This window comes from Stenotrophomonas sp. Steno-C17 (assembly GCF_056393165.1).
In genome coordinates this window covers 25124-43523 of record NZ_JBWJPD010000029.1, presented here as the reverse complement: position 1 = coordinate 43523, position 18400 = coordinate 25124, and the positions used below count along the sequence as shown (strand labels likewise).

Genomic DNA, 18400 nt, shown 5'->3' with positions numbered 1-18400 from the left:
CAGGAATCACTTACACCTTTAGTGCCCCAACAATCGAACAGGCGAGATCGAAGGCTTTGGAGGGCTGTGAGGTTCGGAGTTCCGGTAGCAGTTGTACCGTTATTTACTCCGCATGCAGCATGTCGGAGTTCAAGCCCTATCGATGAAGAGCTGCCCCATTTCTGTGATAGAGCAATAGAAATCATGGAAGGGTGGGTCGGGGGGCAGTGCGGACACATCCCATGGCATAGCCGAAAGTCGCTACACGACTCAAAATGGTTCTGAAGGACGTTTGCCCGGTGTGAATTCCGATCCGAGAAAGATGGGGTTGGCTGAGTCTGATCGATAGAATGATGCCGCTCCTGCAAGCATCGAGGATTAAATGATGAACTTACGCGTGATTGCTTTCACTCTGGCGTTAGCAGCACTTGGCTTGGTCATTGCTAGGCCTGCGCTGGCGGAGGGAGGGTGCCCGGCAGGTTCTTATCCAATTGGGGGGCAAGGCGTTCAGGGGTGTGCCCCGATCCCGGGGGCCGGGAATTCGGGAGGTAGTACGTCTTCTGCTCCAGCTGGACGATGGGTCAAGACTTGGGGGGCTTTGGCTTCCGCTCCCAATGGTGCTTCAGGAGCATCCGTTGGAGGTCGATCCAAGCGTGCTGCTGCGGCAGAGGCGGTTAGGCTGTGCGGAGCCGCCGGTTGCAAGGTAGATTTTACCTACTACAACCAATGTGCAGCTGTTTACGTTCCCAAAACTGGCCGAGGTGGAACAAGTTTTGGCAGCTCGGTGACCATTGAGAAGGCGGAGGAGATTGCTTCAAATCGATGTGTGACCGATGGAGGTCTCGGATGCTACAAGGTCTATTCGGCTTGCACGGAGCCAGAGTTTATTCCCTAGGGTGGGCATAGGGACTTGGATCACCAGATTGCGCCAAGCGCTTCGATACTTAACGAGGCCAAATTCGAACCACCCTGGCGTTGCGAGGCTTCTGCAGGCGGTCGCAGTTCTACCGGAATACGCTTCGCATGCAGCATGTCTGAGTTCATGTCTGAGGAAGGGTGATGCGATTGGTAGTCGCATGGTCTGCCATGCCTTCGCGACATTCTCCTTGGCCGCAGCAGGGCAGTGGCGTAAGGCTGAGCCTCCCGTGACCATTGTTGTGAAGAGTCACCTGGAACGCAGATAGATGACAAGCGGGTCTACCAACTGACTGCAGTGGCGAGTTTTGACGCAATCGGCGTCATCACGGCTCGGGAACTGATCGAAAGGAAGTTGCCGGCTAGGCTGTTCGTGGAGCTGAGTACTGAGTGCTGCGGGTCCAGCCGTGACGCGAGGCTCTCGATGCTGCTGCTGAGCGAAATAGTCATCGCATTGTTCATTGACCTTCGGCTGCTCTCACCATCTGGCTGCTGGTCGAGCAGGCCAATCCCCTGTTCCAACGGTGGCTGTTCTACGGCCTCGGAACGCCATTCTCGATGGCGCTATTGGCCGCCATGACCGGCATTGCATTGGATATGGTGCTGCATGTGTCCAAGGCGCTCTGGCTTGAGTCGATCGGCGCCAAGTTGATCCTTGGCCCTGCGTTCAATAACGGCTTGTCGGCCCAGGCGATGCAGCAGGGTGGCATGGGGCTGATCCTGGCGCCCCTGATTCTGAGTGCCCCCCGAAAGGCTGCGATGTTCTACCACGGCACGTTGGCTGGTTTTAGTGCATATTCCCGGATTAGTGGTGGCGCTGCGGCGACGCCCAGCGCGGATGGCCGGCTGCCGGGTCAGCATAGTGCCGATCAGGCTGCCGATCAGACTCGACCGGCGGCTGGGGGGCAGCACCTGGGTTCGGCTGGTGGGTCTGGGTTAGGTGGTGCTCGCGGTGGGGCAACTGAACCGACCACCGGTAAGTACGGAAACGCAGCTGGCTGAAGTAGCCCAATTTACTTTTGCAGGGAGGCCTCAATGAAGTACGCGATCTTGCTTGGTATGCTGCTGGCGCCGTTTGCAGCCTTCGGTGAGGGGCGTTGCCCTCCGGGTCAGTATCCGGTCGGTGATCAAGCGATGCAGGGGTGCGCTCCAATTCCTGCGAGCGGCCCTGCGATTCCAGCTCCGCGACCGACCGGCGAATGGGAGACTCGATGGGGAGCAATTGCCCAGGATGCCGCGACAGGAGACGTGAAAGTGCTGGCCATCGGTGTTTCGGCATCACGCCAGTCGAAGCGCGAGGCAACGGAAGAGGCAATGGATCAATGCCGCGGCATGGGGGGGGCGCAATGCAAAATTCTGCTCGCATATAAGAATCAGTGTGTAGCGATGGCTGGTCCGGAGATTGGTGCGGAGCCAGTTAAGAACCTTGTAACCCAGGCTGCCGGTGCTCCGACAGTAGCCGAGGCCAAGGCGAATGCCCTCAGGAACTGCGCATCCTCCAACCCTGAAAAGAGCTGTTCAATCATCTACTCTGCGTGCAGCATGTCTGAGTTCAGATCTTTCCGTTGAAGTAGGTTCCCGCGTGGAGGTGCCTTTGGATAGAGGCCTTCCGGGTTGGGTCCATCGGCGGCTAGCTTATCTTCGGTCTCGCTCGGCAACGGCTTGTCCAGCAAAGGGATGCAGCAGGAAGCATGGGGCGGATACTGATGAACTTGATCGCCACCACGCCCTCCCAATTGCCAAGATGATTTTCCTGGACACGCGGGCACGGTCAGGCCTCGGGCGATTGGGCCCGGCTGGCAACAATCATCATTGAGGTGGGTGATATGGCTGTATCGAATAGGTGTGCTGGCATTTTGAGAAATTGCTCGATCTTTACTGCCTGGCTCATCTCGATGGTCGTCTTGTCTGCACTGCCGACAACGGCTCTCGCGGAGGATGGATGCCCTTCTGGCTCTTATCCGGTGGGCGGGCAAGGTGTTCAGGGGTGCGCCCCCATTCCGTCGAATGGGCCTGGCGTCCCTCCTCCTTCGCGTCCAACGGGCAAGTGGGATACTCGATGGGGAGCTATCGCCCAGCATCGGGGGCCGATGAGCGGTGGGGGCCTTCCGATTGGGGTCTCGTCATCACGACCGTCGAAAAGAGAGGCCGTGGCCGAGTCGATGGAACAGTGTCGGGCCATGGGCGGCACTCAGTGCGAAGTCGTTCTGTCCTACCACAATCAGTGTGCAGCGATGGCCGGGCCAGAGATTGGCGCGGTTGCCATCGAGAACGTTTCAACGACGGTTGCCAGTGGGCCAATCGAAGCTGAAGCTAAGCGAGATGCTCTCGAAAGCTGTGCGACCTCAAACAACGGCAGAACTTGTTCAGTAATTTATTCGGCCTGTAGCATGTCGGAGTTCAGGCCCTTTCGCTGATATCAACGTCTGATTCAGCTCGCCTCCTCGAATGCGCGCGTTGGCGCTTGTTGTCCCTATCGGCCCCTCGGCTTGTGCAGAGATGGGCATTCAGTGGGCTGCTTGCGCCGACCAGAGCTTGGTTCCGCAGTTGCCGCTGGCGCGATTCTGTTGGTGCATGAGGTGAACTTCGCCTTGAACTATCTGCAGGCATATGCCGGCCAGGCAATTGTGATCATGTTCGACAGGGAGGTATCCGTATGAGATTCGTGGCAATGCTTCTGCTTCTGGTCATTTCCAACGTGGCCTTTGCAGAGGGCGGGTGCCCGCCGGGGCAGTACCCCGTCGGAGGACAAGGCGTGCAGGGCTGCGCGCCCATCCCTGGCGGCGGCGGGACGCGGGGCGAGGCGAGCGCCCCACAAGGCCGCTGGATCAAGACCTGGGGGGCTATTTCCATGTCCCCTGAGGGAGGCGTCGCTGGCGTGTCTACCGGGAAGTTCAGCAAATCCGAGGCTGTAACCGAGGCCATCACTCGTTGCCGCTCGAATGGCGGTCGCGCCTGTCGAGAGTCATTCTCTTATAAGAACCAATGCGCTGCTGCGGCAGTTCCCACTGCGGGCTCCGGGGGGACAAGTTTCGGCGGGCACGGCACAGTGGAGAAGGCGGGTGAACTGGCTATGAGCACCTGTGCCAAGGAAGGTGGTGAGGGTTGTCGTGTCGTTTACAGCGCATGTACGGTGCCCGAGTATGTGTCCAAGTAGACGCTGGAAGTGTTGCCTGCGCATTTGGGTCCAGCCGGGCGGTGGGTAGAAACCTGGGGAGCGCTGGATCCCGCTCCCAATAGTGCCTGCGGCGCCTCTGTCGGCTGGCGGTAGATCCGTGCACCGCTGATGGGGGATTGGCTGCTACAAGGTCTACTCAGCCTGTGCTGGGCCAGAGTTTGTTCCTTGGGATTGTGTGATCTTGGAATGCCAAACCCCAGGCGGGTGCGGTGGCGCAAGCATGGGTTGTTCGGTTGGAGAGCCGTATAAGGCATCTTTACCTTATTGCTTTGCTTTCATTACCTGGCGTCGCGCTTGCCGAGGGACGGTGCCCCGATCGTCATCTTGTTCGCTTCGACCGCGGCATCTGCCGAAGGTCGCTGTCCGCCAGGGCAGTATCCGGTAGGCGATCAGACCATGCAGGGGTGCGCCCCGATCCCTCCGGGTGGGGCTGCGATTCCAGCCTCCCGGCCAACGGTAAAGTGGGAAACCCGCTGGGGGGCAATCGCTCTGGATTCCAAGCCGCCGGCCGGCGGCAACGTCTGAACCTTGATGGCCTGCGCTCGCAGTGACTTGCAGTGCTGTCGCTACCGCTCGTTTCCAATGTGGCGTTGGTCAAGTCGATTCTCACGGACGCTGCGCCAGCGTTCTTACCCGCCTCGGACGTAGGAATACTCTGATACTGCGCCGGTAAAAGGCGCGGTATCGTATCTGCCTGGGCACGCCGCCTCGTCGCGCTGCCCTTGGGGACAGTCACACGCTGTGGGTCGTGCCGGAGTGCATCGCCAGGCGTGTCGTAGACAATCGCGTAGTACGAAGGAACGACCGATGCAGATTTCCTCCCGTGTTGTGATGCTGGTTGGCGGATTGACGCTGGCGGCGTCTGCTCAGGCGACCGACAGCTGGGTCATCTTTGCCGGTGGCGACAAGCCCAACCGTGAAGCGTGGGTGGTCGATGCCCAGACACTCAGCAGCCGTTCGGATCTGATTGGCTTCATGCAGACCGCAACGCCGGAGCAGCACAAGGCGTTCCTGAAGCAGATGCGCCGCAAGAAGCCGCCGAAGCCCGGTGAGCCCATTGCGGGGCCGGATCCGGTGTATGAGGTCGAGGTAAACACCGTCTATGAAAACGCGACCAAGCCCAATCGCCTGATCAGGAAGTATTCGGTGAACTGCGCCCGCAACACCGTGGCCATGAAGATGAGCCTGGTGCAGTGGCGCGACCGGCCGATCGAAGATGTGCCGCCGCACCGGTTCGATCCCATCAGCGAGGCGGTGGAGCCGTGGCAGGTACAGCTGGTGCGCTTTGCGTGCCAGGTCGGGCCAGATCCGGCGTCGAAGGTGCCGGCGGACATGATGAAGCGCGGCTTCCTGCCCATCGGTGATGTGGGGCAGTCACCGGCGAACTTCGTCTGGGGCAACCTGTGGAAGGACGGCACCCGCCCGGCATTCACCTACCGGGTAACCGACGCGGAGCTGGAACAGGCCGAGCGCAATCTTGAAGCCAACCTTGGCCGTGCCCAGCAGGAGACCTCGCGCGTGCTGGATGAGTCGATCCGCGCTGCCAACCGGCGGGGTCGCAACAACCTGATGGAGATGTGGGTCGGCAAGACCGAACATGAGTTCGTGCGCAACTGGGGTACGCCGGATCGCGTCGAGGAAGGCCCGAATGGCTCGCGCACGTTGTACCTGCATCGTGGCGCACGCATCCAGGGCCTGAACGTGTACGGGCATGTGGTGAGCGACGTGAACAATCGTTGTGACATCAGCGTGTTTACGGTGGATGGGTATATCCGTGACTACGCTACCGAGGGCGCTGCCTGCACCCAGCAGGTGCGCTGATCGGAACGGTGATGCCGGCATCGGCCCACAGGGAATCAGAACGACCATGAAACCAATCCGCTCCGTGTTGGCACCTTGTGTGCTGCTGATCGTTGGCGTGTTGCCGTTCAGCGCGCTTGCCGAAGGTAACTGCCCGCAGGGCATGTACCCCATCGGCGGCCAGGGTGTGCAGGGCTGTGCACCGATTCCGGTGAGCCGAAACGGTTCCCCGTACGACAATCGTCCCAATTGGGTGCAGACCGTGGCCGGTGTGGCGATTGACGCGCAGGGGGACACCTTCATCAGCAACTCGATGCGCTCGCGGGGCAAGGCCAAGCGCGCTGCATTGAAGGAGTGCAAGGAGTTCGGTCAGGGCGAATGCACGCTTGCCACCCTTTTCCAGGCGCAGTGCGTTGCTGTCGCCCATGCGGGCCTGGGCAACGAGACGACCAGCGTCGTGGCGGCCATGTCCGAGCAGGGCGCGGTCATCGTTGCCCTGCGGCAGTGCGCTGCCAAGGCGAGCTGGAAGAAGATTCCGCAGGACCAGTGCCGCATTGCCAAGACGGCATGCACTGACGATCTGTTCATCAAGTAGGACGGCGTTCGCGATAGTCACACTTTTTTTGTGACTGAAACCGCTCTTTCAGCGCATTCCCCTTCGACGGAGTGAACTCCGTCGCGTTAAGCTCGCTTCGCGTCAGAAATATGACGCGTCGGTGCTGCCGCCTGCAGGAGTTTTTCCGTCCATGAGGACTCTGTCTTTCCCGTCCCACGGTGACGCTTGCCACCATCGCCGCGGCGAGGGTGCCGGGGCTATGATCCGTTTCGGCGGACAGTCCGGTGCAGGTGGGCCTGGCGTCCGTGCTCGCGGAGCGGGTGGGCACCGGCGGCATGACATTGAAGGAGTGGGAGGGGATGGAGAACCGGAGTGGCGCGCACATGGACAATGCCCTGGCATTCGTACCGTCCGGCGCGAATCTGCTGGAAGCCGTCAGGGGCACGTGCAACGGCGACGGTGTGCAGTATCAATTGCTGGTGATCGACCAGCCCGCGCCAGAGGGCCTGGTGGCCGGCCAGCATGGCCCAAATCGGGTACTGCTGTTGCTGCGCGGTGACGGCGGCCGCTGGCAGCTGGCCGCGCGCAACGACAAGCTGGTGCCGTGTTCAACCCGAGGTGGCCTGGCGGGCGACCCTTTTGCGTATGCAATGGTTGAGGAAGACACATTCAGCGTGATCACCAATGGCGGCAGCCGCCAGCGCTGGAGCAGCGTCTACACGTTCCGCTATGCCTCGGCGGAGCGGGACTGTTGGGTGGATACCGTGCGGCGCAAGGTGGTGGACATCGAGACCGAGGCGACCAACATCCGCGAATTTTCTGCGGCCGAGATCGGCCGGGTGCGGTTCGAGGATTTCGATCCGGCCAGCGTCGCAGAGGTGACGCTTCCATGAGCCAGGCTTCAACCGGCGGGAAGGAACCCGCGCTGATGACGACCCAGGAGTGGCACCGTGTCGAGGGATAGGGAGTCGCAACTGCTGCGGCAGGCGACGGCGGCAGGCATCGATTCGCCACGCGAACTGGCCAACTTCATGGCCCAGGCGGGGCACGAGTCGCGTGGCCTGTCGCGCCTGAATGAGAGCTTCAACTATACCCGGGGCATCTCGCAGATCCCGGTGGAAGCGGCATGGCGCAACGGCAACGAAGCGCTGGAGTCGGCCCGCCAGGAGGCGCTGCGCGGGCGCCCGGGCGCACTGGCCGAACTGATGTACGGCGGCCGGCTGGGCAACGACGCGCCGGGTGATGCGCTGACCTACCACGGGCGCGGCTATCTGCCGCTGACCGGCAAGGAGGCCTATGCGCGCGCCGGGCAGGCACTGGACCTGGATCTGCTGAACCACCCCGAGCTGGCCGCACAGCCCGAGCACGCCGGCCGCATAGCGGTCTGGCAATGGCAACAGCACGTGCCGGCGCAGGCGCGCGAGGACGTGCGCGAGGCCACCTACGCGATCAATGGCGCGATGAACGGGGTGGAGGATCGGCTGCGCCGCTTTGACGGCTGGCAGCGGAAGCTGACCCCGGAGGTGATGGACCGGCTGGGCCGTGGCGAGGTCGGCGAGCGCGCCCCGGTCGCGCGTGACGTGACCGATCCCGCACACGCCGGGCACGGCCTGTTCGTGGGCGCGCGCGCGGGGCTGCAGCAGCTCGGCGCGGGCAGCGGCCTGCGCACGCCGCAGGAACTGGACAACGCCGCCGCTGCGCTGGCGGCAGGCGCACACAAGGCCGGGCTGCAACAGATTGACCACGTGGTGGCGGGCGCGGATGGGCGCATGTTGTTTGCGGTGCAGGGCAGCATGGGCGATCCGGCCATGCAGCGCTGCGCCGTGGAGCGCGCGCAGGCTGCCCAGCAACCGCTGGACGAGAGCAGCCGGCAACTGGCTGCCGACGCTGCCACCCGGCAGGAGCAGTCGGCATCGATCAATCGCGAGCAGGAACAGCAGCGCTCGCGATCGCTGTAAGCGCGGTCCGCCTGGGCACAGGCGCGGGATCGCATGGGTTGGGTGCCTGCGGGCGCCTTCATGGAACTTCCTTGTAGGGACACAACATGCAGAATCTTGAATCTTGCGCGCGGCGTGCGGCCGCGCATCGTCCGCGTGGCGGCGTACGCCTGGCGCCGCTGTGGGCGCTGTCGCTGGCACTGACCGCCACGCTGGCCCAGGCACAGGAGGCGCCTGCTGCTGCGGAACCCGCTGCACCAGTAGTGGCAGCTGAGGCCGCACCGGCTCCGGCGCCCATGGCCGAGGCGGCACAGGCACCGGCGCCTGCCCCGGCTGCCGAACCGGCAGCGGAACCTGCGGCAGCGGTAGCACCGGTCGCACCGGTGGTGGCTGACGCTGCACCGGCACCGGCACCGGCACCGGCACCGGCGGCTGAAGCTGCACCAGCACCCGTGCCGGCACCGCCCGTCGCACCGCCCGTCGCACCCGCGGCAACGCCTGCTGCTCCGGTAGCCCAGGCGCCGGCCGCTCCCGCTGCTCCGCAGGCTCCCGCCATGCCACCCGCGCCACCGGCACTGGCCGTGGTGCCGCTGCCGCCGGAGCAGGCGACCGAGCGCCAGCTCGGGGCGCGTTGCCCGGTCGATCTGGCCGGCCGTCTGGCGCCGCAGGGCGATCTGATGATCGGTGCCTGCCAAGGCACCCTGCCTGCGCATCTGGCGGCGTTGCTGGTGGCGGTACCCGAGCAGGACATCCTGCTGCCGCGCGCCTGGCGCGAACGCGAGGTGCGCCAGCGCGTGTGGTTCAAGGCCGTTGCCGGCTTCGGGCAGCGCCCGGATTTCATCGCCCGCCTGGGCGATATCTGGGTCCGTTCGTTCGAAGGCGCCGATCCGGCGATCACCACCTATCTGGTGCAGGCGCCGTTCGAATGCGCCGACCGGGCGTTGCCGACCGATGCGCGGCCCGAGCCGGTGCGCGTGCCGGCCGGTGCCTGCCAGCAGGCCTACGTCAGCCAGCGTGTTTACCAGGTGGGGACCGATGGCGTGGCCCAGGACGTCACCGCAAAGGTGATGCCGTCGGCACCGTCGATCACTGAGGCCGACCGCGCCCGCCAGCAGGCACGCGAAGGGCGGGTGCTGCTGGACCACAGCAAGCTGCAGTACGGCCCGGCCCTGCGCTGGTACGTGCAGTACCCGGAATCGCCGCAGAAGACCGGCCCGCATGCGTTCAGCGACTGGAATCGCGAACACCTGGCCTTCGTGGTCTGGAATGGGCAGAGCTTCGAGCTGCGCGAGCGCGTATCGCGGCGGCAGTGGCCGTGTGATCCGGTGGCGCCCGGTGATCGCGCCTGTGGTGGCTTCCCGGACTCGGGAACGGATGTCTACGTCACGGCCGACAGCGCGGCCAGTGACAGCACGGCGACGGTCGCAAGCCCGTAACCGCGGCAGGGCGCGCCACACCCACGGGAGCCGGCCGGTCCGGCTTCCGTGGGCGCGGGCGCTGCCTGTCAGGAGGGCAGGGCGCGTGCCTGGGCCTGCACCAGTTCCTGCTGCTGTTCGCGTTCCTGCACCTGGCGCTGCGCGGTCTGCTGCTCGATGCGCTGGGTGCTCTGCTCCAGCGGGGTGTGGGTGGCGGCTGCCGTATCCACCGAGACCCGCAGGTGGCCGGGGTCGCCGCTCTGGCCTTGCACGGCGAAGCTGCGCGAGGCGTCGTTGCTCATCACCACCTGATCGATGCGCTGGCCGCCAGCGGCGTGCATTTCTGCGGCCAATGAACCGGCCAGTTGCGTGCTCATCGCATCAGGCGTGCGCCCGGCACGTGCATCCAGCGCGTGTACGCCACGCAGGGCATCGTTGAACAGCGGATTGCCCGCATGGTCGCGTTCGGTGATGCCCGGCAACGGCGCAGCCGGAGCTTCCCGGCGCGCCGGTTCGCCCGGCTGCAACGGGCCACGGGTGTGGTCGTAGATGTCGTACAGGTTGCCGGTGATGCCGCGCGCGCCGATGGTGATGCCGCGGCGCACGCGTTCCACCTCGTTGCGGTATTCACTGATCATCCGGTTGTTGTCGCGGGCCAGGTCCTGCGTACCGGCCGTGTTCAACACCGAGTCGTCGCCCAGGAAGTTGCTGAGCTTGTGCGAGCCCAGTGACGAGGCGGCGGCGCCCAGTGCGCTGTCGGGAATGACGGCGCGGAAGCGGCTGTTGCTGAAGCCCCAGTTGCCCAGCGTATCGATCTCTTTCTGTGTGGCATACATGCGCACTTCGCCGAAGTGCTGCGAGGCCGCGCTGACCGGATCGGCCGCCATCACGTGGTTGACCACGTTGTGGCCGCCTTCTGGAATGCGGTAGGTCAGGCTGACCGCGCCGTAGGCATTGAAGGTTTCGCCCTTCAGATCGAAGTGATGGGCGGAAATCTGCGCCAGCGTGCCACCCAGCGAATGCCCCGTCACGGTCACTTCGGGGGTCTGGCCCAGGTCACGGCCTTCCTTCTGCGCATAGGCCAGGGCGTGCCGGGTCAGTTCCAGTGCATCGTTGGCCTGCAGGTTGCGGCGGGCCAGCACCATGCCACCGTCGGTAAGGATGCCGTCGCGGCCGATCTGTTCGGTGCCGCGGTGGGCGACCACGATCTCGTGGGTGTCCACGCGCTGGTAGATCGTGCCCTGGTAGCCATTGAGGCGATTGTTGGCGTGCTCCAGCACGCGGTAGGCGTGGCCATTGAGCATGACCGGCTGTTCCTGTGCCGGGTCATGGCGGCCCACCCGTTCATCACGGTAGGCGTCGCTGGCCAGCGCGGCGTAGTCCTGGCTGGTCACGGTCATGGGCTGACCTCGTGCGCGCTCAGGGTGGCCGAGAACAAGGCATCACGCAGTTCGGCGCGGAAGCGGTTCGGGTCCTGCTGGCCGCTGGCGCCGTAGTCGGGCATGTCGTCCACGCGCGGGTAGTCGCCGCGCGGGTAATGGCGGGTTTCGGTGCCACCGCCCGTGAACGGATCGGCGCCAAGGAAGGACAGGAAGCGGGTTTCGCCCTGCGCGCCGGTGGCCTTGAGCATGGCCCCGGCACCGCTGAACGACCAGGTGCAGACCCCGCGGCCGTAGTAGTCCTCGTCCAGCATGCGGTCCAGGTACACCGTGCCGCGATACTCGTTGTCGGCCACCTTGCGCAGGGTTACCGGTTCCTGGCTGGTGATGCGCGCGGGCGTGCCGGTTTCCGGCTCGATGTAGCCGCATTGGTCTTCGTTGGTGACATCGTATTGCGCCACGCCCTCGACCACGGCGAAATCGCCGGGCGGGTTGGCCAGCCGCAACACCAGTTCATAGGCCTTGCGCGGGGTGGGGTTGAGCTTTGCCAGGCCGCGCCCTCCCTGGGCGACGTTGGCGGCGGCGGAATCAAACTCCTGGGACATGAGAACCTCCGGGCTGCAGGCGATCAGCAGCAACAGAACAACGCAGGGAAATGTGCGGCCGCCCATCCTCAGGCCTCGCCTGGAGCGGGGCGGGAACGATGCGGCAACACGGCAGGCAGCGTCTGCGGAAGTACAGCCGTGCGCGCGAACGCCAACGCAATGTGCACGGCAGGTCTCCTTTCCTTGGGGACGGGAGTTTTGATTATGGGAGGCCATGACGACACGGTGCCACCGCCTGGGGGCCCGTCATGTCATTAAATTGACGCGTCCGGCCCCGCCGCGGTCATGGAAATACCTTGCCCCACAAGGGCTTGCGGCACTGGTCGTGGCGCGGAAGCGCCGGTGGACGGGTGTCTCAATTCGTGAGGTGGATCAACAATTCACATGGAGGGTGCAGGCGGGCCAACGTTGCGGTTGCGTGAATCCGCACGCCGCGCCATGGTGTGCGCGCTTCCATGGAGTTCCTGCAATGCCTTTCATCCGCCCCGAGCAACCGGCCGACGTGGCCACCATCCATGCGCTGACCGAGGCCGCCTTCCGCCAGGCCGAACACAGCAGCCACACCGAACAGTTCATCGTGGATGCGCTGCGGGACCGGGGCGAACTGACCGTTTCGCTGGTGGCCGAGCGCGATGGCGACGTGGTGGGCCATGTGGCCGTTTCGCCCGTGACGGTGAGTGACGGTAGTGCTGGTTGGTTTGGCCTGGGCCCCATTTCCGTGCTGCCGGCGCTGCAGGGGCAGGGCGTGGGGGCGGCGCTGATGCAGGCGGCGATCGATGCGCTGCGCAACCAGCAGGCACACGGTTGTGTGCTGCTGGGCGAGCCGGCGTATTACGGTCGGTTTGGTTTTCGCGCCGAACCGGGCCTGACGTTGCCGGGCGTACCCCCGGAGTACTTCCAGGCCCTGTGCCTGCGGCCGCCGATGGCGCAAGGCGAAGTGCATTACTCGCCGGCGTTCGAGGCAACGGCGCCGCTCTGAACCAAGCGTCAGGGCGCCTGCCACGGGCGCGGTTCCGGCGCCGGCGGCGGAATGCGATAACCACCGATATGCGTCAGCAGTTCGTTGGTGCGCCGTTGCTCGGCCAGCAGTTCGCGCATCAGGCTGCGCACGCCGAAGATCGCGAACGGCACCAGGATCCACACCACGCTCATGACGGTGGCGAAGATGAAGAACAGAATCTGACCCCCCATTGCGGGCACTCCTTCCTTGGGAAAAACGTCGAATCTAGCATTGTGAGCGGGCGGCCACCCGGCATGCACGTGCCCTGGGCGTACAATGCCGGCCGTCCGGCGTAGCCGGGTACTCACTGCGAGAACCACCATGAGCGATTCCCTGGGCGTGCCCGTGCACGACGCCGACGAACACTGGATGCGCCACGCGCTGGCGCTGGCCGAGCGTGCGCAGCACGTCTTCGATGAGATCCCGGTGGGCGCGGTGCTGGTGGGCGCCGACGGGCAGGTGCTGGGCGAGGGCTGGAACCTCAACATCGCCAACCACGACCCCAGTGCGCATGCTGAAATCGTCGCCATGCGCGAGGGCGGCCGCGTGCTGGCCAACCACCGTCTGGTGGGCAGCACCCTGTACGTGACGCTGGAGCCGTGTGCGATGTGCGCCATGGCGATCGTGCATGCACGCGTGTCACGCCTGGTCTATGGCGCCAGCGACCCGAAGACCGGCGCCTGCGGCAGCGTATTCGACCTGCTGGGCGATGCGCGCCACAACCACCGGGTGGAAATCCATGGCGGCGTGCTGGCCAAGGAAGCCAGCCTGCGCCTGACCAACTACTTCCGCGCCAAGCGCGGCAAGCCGCCGTTGCTGCTGGAAAACCACGCCGACGAAGCCTGACCAGCGAAAGGGTATGATGGTCGCCCCTTTCCTATTCCCGCGGCAGGACCTGCGCCTGCCCGGCAACGAGACGACACGATGGCCGACAACGGCGCGAGCAACGAACGACTGATCTGGATCGACCTGGAAATGACCGGGTTGGATACCGACAACGATTCGATCATCGAGATCGCCACCGTCGTCACCGACGCGCAGTTGAACGTGCTGGCCGAAGGCCCGGAATTCGCCATTCACCACCCGCTGGAAACGCTGGAGGCGATGGATGAGTGGAACCGCAACCAGCACCGCCGTTCCGGGCTGTGGCAGCGCGTGCTGGACAGCACCACTACGCTGGGCCAGGCCGAAGCGCAGACCATCAACTTCCTGGCGCAGTGGATTGCGGCCGGTGCGTCGCCGATGAGTGGCAACTCGATCTGCCAGGATCGCCGCTTCCTGCACCGGCAGATGCCGCGGCTGGAAAAGTATTTCCACTACCGCAACCTGGACGTGTCCACGGTGAAGGAACTGGCCAAGCGCTGGGCGCCGAGCGTGGCCGCCGGGCTGACCAAGAACAGCAACCACACCGCACTGAGCGATGTGCACGACTCCATTGCAGAACTGCGCCACTACCGCCAGTTCATGGGCGAGCTGTCGGGCCTGCCGGTTGCTTGAGCAGGACGCCGGGCATGGCCCGGCGCCACCCATCCCCGGGGTCGGATCCCTTTCTAACGGAAAGGGCTCTGCCCCCTCTGACGCCCGGCCTTGCCCGGCGTCGCTGTGCCCCAAGCCTGGGCGTCCTACCAGAAGGGCAACGGCGCGGCATAGACGCCGTAGCCGTAGGAAGGATAGGTCGCGTTCCTGTCGAAGGTGCTGGCGCAGTGCGACCATGCCGCTCGACACCGACCACCGGGGCACCGCTGCTGTGCCGCGCGGTGCATGTCGGGTTCGTACGTATCCGGTGATTCGAGGATGACTTCGAATTGACCGGTATCGGTGTGCTGCATGGCCAGCACGCATTGGCCGCTGTAGGACGCGACGATCTGGCAGGCTTGCCCGCTTTTCTCCTTGCACGCCCGCAGCGCCAGCTTCTCTGCCGACTTCTGCTTGTGCTGACGCACGGGGCTCCAACCGATTTCGCGACCGGAGGGGGATCGCGCAACCGCGCCCCATTCGGTCACGATTTTCGGAGGGCGGTTGTAGGTGGAAGAGGAGAGTTCAGCCGACGGTTGTTCGCTTCCCGGAATAGGCGCGCAGCCCATTACGCCATTGGGGCTGCCGATCGGGTATTGCCCCGGAGGGCAGCGCCCCTCGGCCTTGACCATGCCCGGCATGCCGAGAGCAGCCAGAAAAAGTGTGGAGATCAGCAGCAATCGTGCGTGCATGGTGCGTCCTTGTGATGGTTCATCCGTCCTGCCCGGCAGGCCGGGTGGTTGCCGCGATCATAGCCCCGCGGCGTCCGGGCCACCACCAAACGTTCAACTTCCCGGCGCTATGATCGGCCCCATGAACGAGCCGATCCTGCTGCCGCGCGATATCGCCCACGACGCCCAGGACTGGGGCGACCTGCAGCGGGCGGTCGCCCTGCTGGAGGCGCCGACGATCACCGCGCGCATGGCCAACCTGGTTGGCACGCCGCTGGAGTTTGCGGTGAAGGCGCTGCCGACGGCGATATCCGGGCGCATTCATGGCGCGGTGGAGGCGGCGCTGTCGAAGTCCGCGCAGGCCGCGTTGTGGAGCATGGGCAACACGCCGGGGAAATCGGCCTCGACCCGCTGGCACAAGCTGGCGGCGGCAACCTCGGGTGCGGTGGGCGGTGCGTTCGGATTTGCCGCGTTGTTCATAGAACTGCCGGTGTCGACAACGATCATGATGCGCGCGGTGGCCGATGTCGCCCGCAGCGAAGGCTTCGATCTGTCGCAGTTCAGCACGCGCCAGGCCTGCCTGGAGGTGTTCGCGCTGGGCGGCAATTCGCCGCGTGACGATGCCAGCGAGACGGGTTATTACCTGGCACGCGGCTTCACCACCGATGTGATGCGGCATCTGTCGGCCGAGCTGGCAGGCCGCGTTGTGACCGGGCGCGACCTGACCCTGGGCGTGGCGCCGAAGGAAGCCGGCAAGCTGCTGGCCAAGCTGGTGGAGAAAGTGGCGGCCCGCTTCGGCGTGGTGGTGACTGAGAAGTTCGCCGCGCAGGCAGTGCCGATTGTCGGCGCCGCGGCGGGTGCAACGCTCAATACGATGTTCACCGATTACTACCAGGACATGGCGCGCGGCCATTTCATCGTGCGCCGGCTGGAGCTGAAGTACGGCGAGGATGTGGTGCGCGCGTGCTACGACCGGATTGCCCATGGCGGGGCAGCGTAGCCGGTAGAGTCGACCGTTGGTCGACTGCTTCTTGGCTGGCGGTGATGAAAGCCCGCGCTGCGCGCGTAGTCGACCAACGGTCGACTCTACCGCGGTGCGGCCTTCATTCTTGCCGGTAGAGTCGACCGTTGGTCGACTGCTTTTTGGCTGGCCGTGATGAAAGCCCGCGCTGCGCGCGATAGTCGACCAACGGTCGACTCTACCGCGGGTGCGGTTTTCATCCTTGCCTGGGCGGCACAACTGTTTTGCCAGATCGCGTCTGTTGCGTGCCCCGGGCGATCCCCATCCTTGTGGGCAGTCCCCGCACGAGATGCTGCCATGTTGTTCACCCCCTATCGCCTGGGCCCGCTGAGCCTGCCCAACCGTATCGTGATGCCGCCGATGACCCGCTCACGCGCGGCGGCCGGCAATGTCGCCACTGCGCAGATGGCGCAGTACTACGCGCAGCGTGCCAGCGCCGGGTTGATCGTGAGCGAAGGCACGCAGATCAGCCCGCAGGGCCAGGGCTATGCGTGGACGCCGGGCATCCACAGCGCCGAGCAGGTGCAGGGCTGGCGCCAGGTGACCGATGCGGTGCACGCTGCCGGTGGCCGTATCTACGCCCAACTGTGGCATGTGGGCCGGGTTTCGCACGTGGCCCTGCAGCCCGATGGCGCCGCGCCGGTGTCTTCGTCGGCACTACTGGCCGAGGGCGTGAAGGTGTTCGTGGATTCCACGGGCGCCGGCCCGGATGCCGGGGTAGGCGAGATGCTGCAGCACTCGATGCCGCGCGCGCTGGCCGAGGACGAGATTCCCGGCATCATCGCCGATTACGCCCAGGCCACCCGCAATGCGCTGGCCGCCGGCTTCGATGGCGTGGAACTGCACGGCGCCAATGGCTACCTGATCAACCAGTTCATCGATTCGCAGGCCAACCAGCGCACCGATGGCTACGGTGGCGCGCTGCAGAACCGCCTGCGCTTCCTGCGCGAGGTGGTGCAGGCGGTGGCGGCGGTGGCCGGTGGCGATCGCGTGGGCGTGCGGCTGGCGCCGCTGACCACCCTGCAGGGGGCGGTGGACGACACGCCGCAGGCGACCTATCTGGCCGCCGCGCACCTGCTGGGCGAACTGGGCGTGGGCTATGTGCACATCGCCGAGGCCGACTGGGAGGACGCGCCGGTGATGCCGGTGGCGTTCAAGCAGGCACTGCGGATGGTCTACCCGGGCACGCTGATCTACGCCGGCAAGTACAGCGCCGAGCGCGCCGAGCAGGCGCTGGCCGAGGGTTGGGCCGACCTGATCGGATTCGGCAGGCCGTTCATTGCCAACCCGGATCTGCCTGAGCGCCTGCGTACCGGCGCGGCCTTGAACGGCCCGGACCGCGCGACCTATTTCGGTGGCGGAGCGGCGGGGTACACCGATTACCCGGTGCTGGAAGAGGCCGTCGAGGCCTGATGCTGGCAGAGGTGCCGACCAACGGTCGGCACCCACCGGCATCGGTAGCGCCGGGCCATGCCCGGCGGGAACCTGGAAATCAGGGTTTGTCGCGCACCAGCGCGTCGGCTTCCAGCACGCCGCCGTCCTTGCCGTGCAGGTACAGGTGCATGTCCTGCTGCGGGTAGGGGATGTTGATGCCGGCTTTGTCGTAGCCCAGCTTGATCTGCTCCAGCAACGTGACCTTGGTGCCGAAGTGGTCGGCCGACTTCACGTAGCAGCGGATGCCCAGGTTGATGGCATGCGCGCCCAGTTCGTACACCACCACGTCCGGTTCGGGCGTGGCCAGCACGCGCGGGTCGGCCTTCATCAGCGCCAATGCGGTGTCGCGCGCCAGCTGGATGTTGTCCTCGTAGCCGATGCCCACCACCAGCTCGACGCGGCGGGTGGGTTCGGCGGTCAGGTTGATGATCGGCGCAGCGGTGATCAGCGTGTTGGGAATGGTGGTGTGCTGGTTGTCGGCGCCGGTGATGACGGTCTGGAAGATGCGCACTTCGCGCACGGTGCCGGTCTGTCCGGCCACGGTGACCACGTCGCCCACGCGGAACGGCCGCAGGGTCACCAGCATCACCCCGGAGGCGATGTTGGACAGCGAGTCCTTCAGCGCCAGGCCGACGGCCAGGCCGGCGGTGCCGAGCACGGCCAGCAGCGGAGTGATCTGCACGCCCAATGTGCCGATGGCCAGGATCACCACGATCACCAGCGCGGCCGCGTAGACCACGTTGCGCAGGAAGCTGCCCAGCATCGGGTCCACGCCCATGCGCGCGGTGGCGCGCGGCATCGCGTTGGACAGGCGGCGGGCCAGCCACATGCCGACCAGCAGCACCACGATGGCGGCCAGTAGCGGCACGCCGTAGGTTTCCAGCAGGCGCTGCCAGTCCAGTGAATGGAACCAGGAGGCAGTGGCGGGGGCGGGCGGGGCGGTGGCGGTCATGCGGGCTCCTTTGCAGCGATGGCATCGGCGTGCGCGCACGCCA

The 18400-nt window shown here is 65.2% G+C and carries 20 protein-coding genes; 15 read left to right on the top strand and 5 right to left on the bottom strand.

The features are described from left to right. Positions 1 to 361 precede the first annotated feature (361 nt). From AC06FA_RS19110 to AC06FA_RS19065, 10 genes are all read left to right on the top strand, one after another. Positions 362 to 874 (top strand): DUF4189 domain-containing protein, encoded by a 513-nt coding sequence (locus AC06FA_RS19110; protein WP_478069658.1) that lies wholly within the window; start codon positions 362 to 364, stop codon positions 872 to 874. Between the two features lie 578 nt (positions 875 to 1452). After that, positions 1453 to 1896: a hypothetical protein gene (locus AC06FA_RS19105; protein WP_478069657.1), complete on the top strand. Its 444-nt coding sequence runs from the start codon at positions 1453 to 1455 to the stop codon at positions 1894 to 1896. A 33-nt stretch (positions 1897 to 1929) separates the two neighbouring features. Further along, entirely contained in the window at positions 1930 to 2463 is a 534-nt protein-coding gene (locus AC06FA_RS19100; RefSeq protein ID WP_478069656.1) for a DUF4189 domain-containing protein, read from the top strand. A 257-nt stretch (positions 2464 to 2720) separates the two neighbouring features. Continuing rightward, positions 2721 to 3311 carry a DUF4189 domain-containing protein gene (locus AC06FA_RS19095; protein ID WP_478069655.1) on the top strand — a complete coding sequence of 197 codons (591 nt, stop codon included), beginning with the start codon at positions 2721 to 2723 and terminating at the stop codon, positions 3309 to 3311. A gap of 239 nt (positions 3312 to 3550) precedes the next feature. Continuing rightward, the gene (locus AC06FA_RS19090; RefSeq protein WP_478069654.1) at positions 3551 to 4051 is read left to right on the top strand and encodes a DUF4189 domain-containing protein; all 501 of its coding nucleotides are present in this window, start codon (positions 3551 to 3553) and stop codon (positions 4049 to 4051) included. 828 nt (positions 4052 to 4879) lie between these two features. Further along, the gene (locus AC06FA_RS19085; RefSeq protein ID WP_478069653.1) at positions 4880 to 5893 is read left to right on the top strand and encodes a hypothetical protein; all 1014 of its coding nucleotides are present in this window, start codon (positions 4880 to 4882) and stop codon (positions 5891 to 5893) included. A gap of 46 nt (positions 5894 to 5939) precedes the next feature. Next, positions 5940 to 6467: a DUF4189 domain-containing protein gene (locus tag AC06FA_RS19080; RefSeq protein WP_478069652.1), complete on the top strand. Its 528-nt coding sequence runs from the start codon at positions 5940 to 5942 to the stop codon at positions 6465 to 6467. 320 nt (positions 6468 to 6787) lie between these two features. After that, positions 6788 to 7321: a hypothetical protein gene (locus AC06FA_RS19075; protein WP_478069660.1), complete on the top strand. Its 534-nt coding sequence runs from the start codon at positions 6788 to 6790 to the stop codon at positions 7319 to 7321. 57 nt (positions 7322 to 7378) lie between these two features. After that, positions 7379 to 8386, top strand: a complete 1008-nt coding sequence (locus tag AC06FA_RS19070; protein WP_478069651.1) for an XVIPCD domain-containing protein — start codon at positions 7379 to 7381, stop codon at positions 8384 to 8386. 86 nt (positions 8387 to 8472) lie between these two features. Next, positions 8473 to 9801: a hypothetical protein gene (locus tag AC06FA_RS19065; protein ID WP_478069650.1), complete on the top strand. Its 1329-nt coding sequence runs from the start codon at positions 8473 to 8475 to the stop codon at positions 9799 to 9801. A gap of 68 nt (positions 9802 to 9869) precedes the next feature. On the opposite strand, the gene AC06FA_RS19060 is transcribed toward AC06FA_RS19065, so the two are convergent. Together AC06FA_RS19060 and AC06FA_RS19055 are read right to left on the bottom strand one after the other, a co-directional pair. After that, a complete protein-coding gene (locus tag AC06FA_RS19060; RefSeq protein ID WP_478069649.1) occupies positions 9870 to 11180 on the bottom strand; it encodes an XVIPCD domain-containing protein in 1311 nt (436 codons plus the stop codon). Then, entirely contained in the window at positions 11177 to 11830 is a 654-nt protein-coding gene (locus AC06FA_RS19055; RefSeq protein ID WP_478069648.1) for a hypothetical protein, read from the bottom strand. The genes AC06FA_RS19060 and AC06FA_RS19055 overlap by 4 nt, the downstream gene beginning before the upstream one ends. A 403-nt stretch (positions 11831 to 12233) precedes the next feature. Between AC06FA_RS19055 and AC06FA_RS19050 the strand changes: the two genes are divergently transcribed. Then, on the top strand, positions 12234 to 12743 hold the full coding sequence (locus AC06FA_RS19050) for a GNAT family N-acetyltransferase (protein ID WP_478069647.1): 510 nt from the start codon (positions 12234 to 12236) through the stop codon (positions 12741 to 12743). Positions 12744 to 12751: 8 nt separating this feature from the next. Here the strand turns inward: AC06FA_RS19050 and AC06FA_RS19045 are convergent, their stop codons facing one another. Continuing rightward, positions 12752 to 12955: a hypothetical protein gene (locus AC06FA_RS19045; protein ID WP_108749926.1), complete on the bottom strand. Its 204-nt coding sequence runs from the start codon at positions 12953 to 12955 to the stop codon at positions 12752 to 12754. A gap of 130 nt (positions 12956 to 13085) precedes the next feature. On the opposite strand from AC06FA_RS19045, the gene tadA reads away from it, so the two are divergent. Both tadA and orn read left to right on the top strand, forming a co-directional pair. After that, entirely contained in the window at positions 13086 to 13610 is a 525-nt protein-coding gene (gene tadA / locus AC06FA_RS19040; protein ID WP_478069646.1) for a tRNA adenosine(34) deaminase TadA, read from the top strand. A gap of 78 nt (positions 13611 to 13688) precedes the next feature. Continuing rightward, complete coding sequence (gene orn / locus AC06FA_RS19035; protein ID WP_478069645.1) at positions 13689 to 14261, top strand: oligoribonuclease; 573 nt, start codon at positions 13689 to 13691, stop codon at positions 14259 to 14261. A 125-nt stretch (positions 14262 to 14386) separates the two neighbouring features. Here orn and AC06FA_RS19030 read toward each other — a convergent pair whose 3' ends face one another. Then, the gene (locus tag AC06FA_RS19030) at positions 14387 to 14971 is read right to left on the bottom strand and encodes a DUF4189 domain-containing protein (RefSeq protein WP_478069644.1); all 585 of its coding nucleotides are present in this window, start codon (positions 14969 to 14971) and stop codon (positions 14387 to 14389) included. Between the two features lie 121 nt (positions 14972 to 15092). On the opposite strand from AC06FA_RS19030, the gene AC06FA_RS19025 reads away from it, so the two are divergent. Both AC06FA_RS19025 and AC06FA_RS19020 read left to right on the top strand, forming a co-directional pair. Further along, entirely contained in the window at positions 15093 to 15950 is an 858-nt protein-coding gene (locus AC06FA_RS19025) for an EcsC family protein (RefSeq protein WP_478069643.1), read from the top strand. A gap of 318 nt (positions 15951 to 16268) precedes the next feature. After that, on the top strand, positions 16269 to 17384 hold the full coding sequence (locus AC06FA_RS19020) for an alkene reductase (protein WP_478069642.1): 1116 nt from the start codon (positions 16269 to 16271) through the stop codon (positions 17382 to 17384). 79 nt (positions 17385 to 17463) lie between these two features. Here AC06FA_RS19020 and AC06FA_RS19015 read toward each other — a convergent pair whose 3' ends face one another. Further along, positions 17464 to 18357: a mechanosensitive ion channel family protein gene (locus AC06FA_RS19015; RefSeq protein WP_478069641.1), complete on the bottom strand. Its 894-nt coding sequence runs from the start codon at positions 18355 to 18357 to the stop codon at positions 17464 to 17466. Between the last annotated feature and the right edge of the window lie 43 nt (positions 18358 to 18400).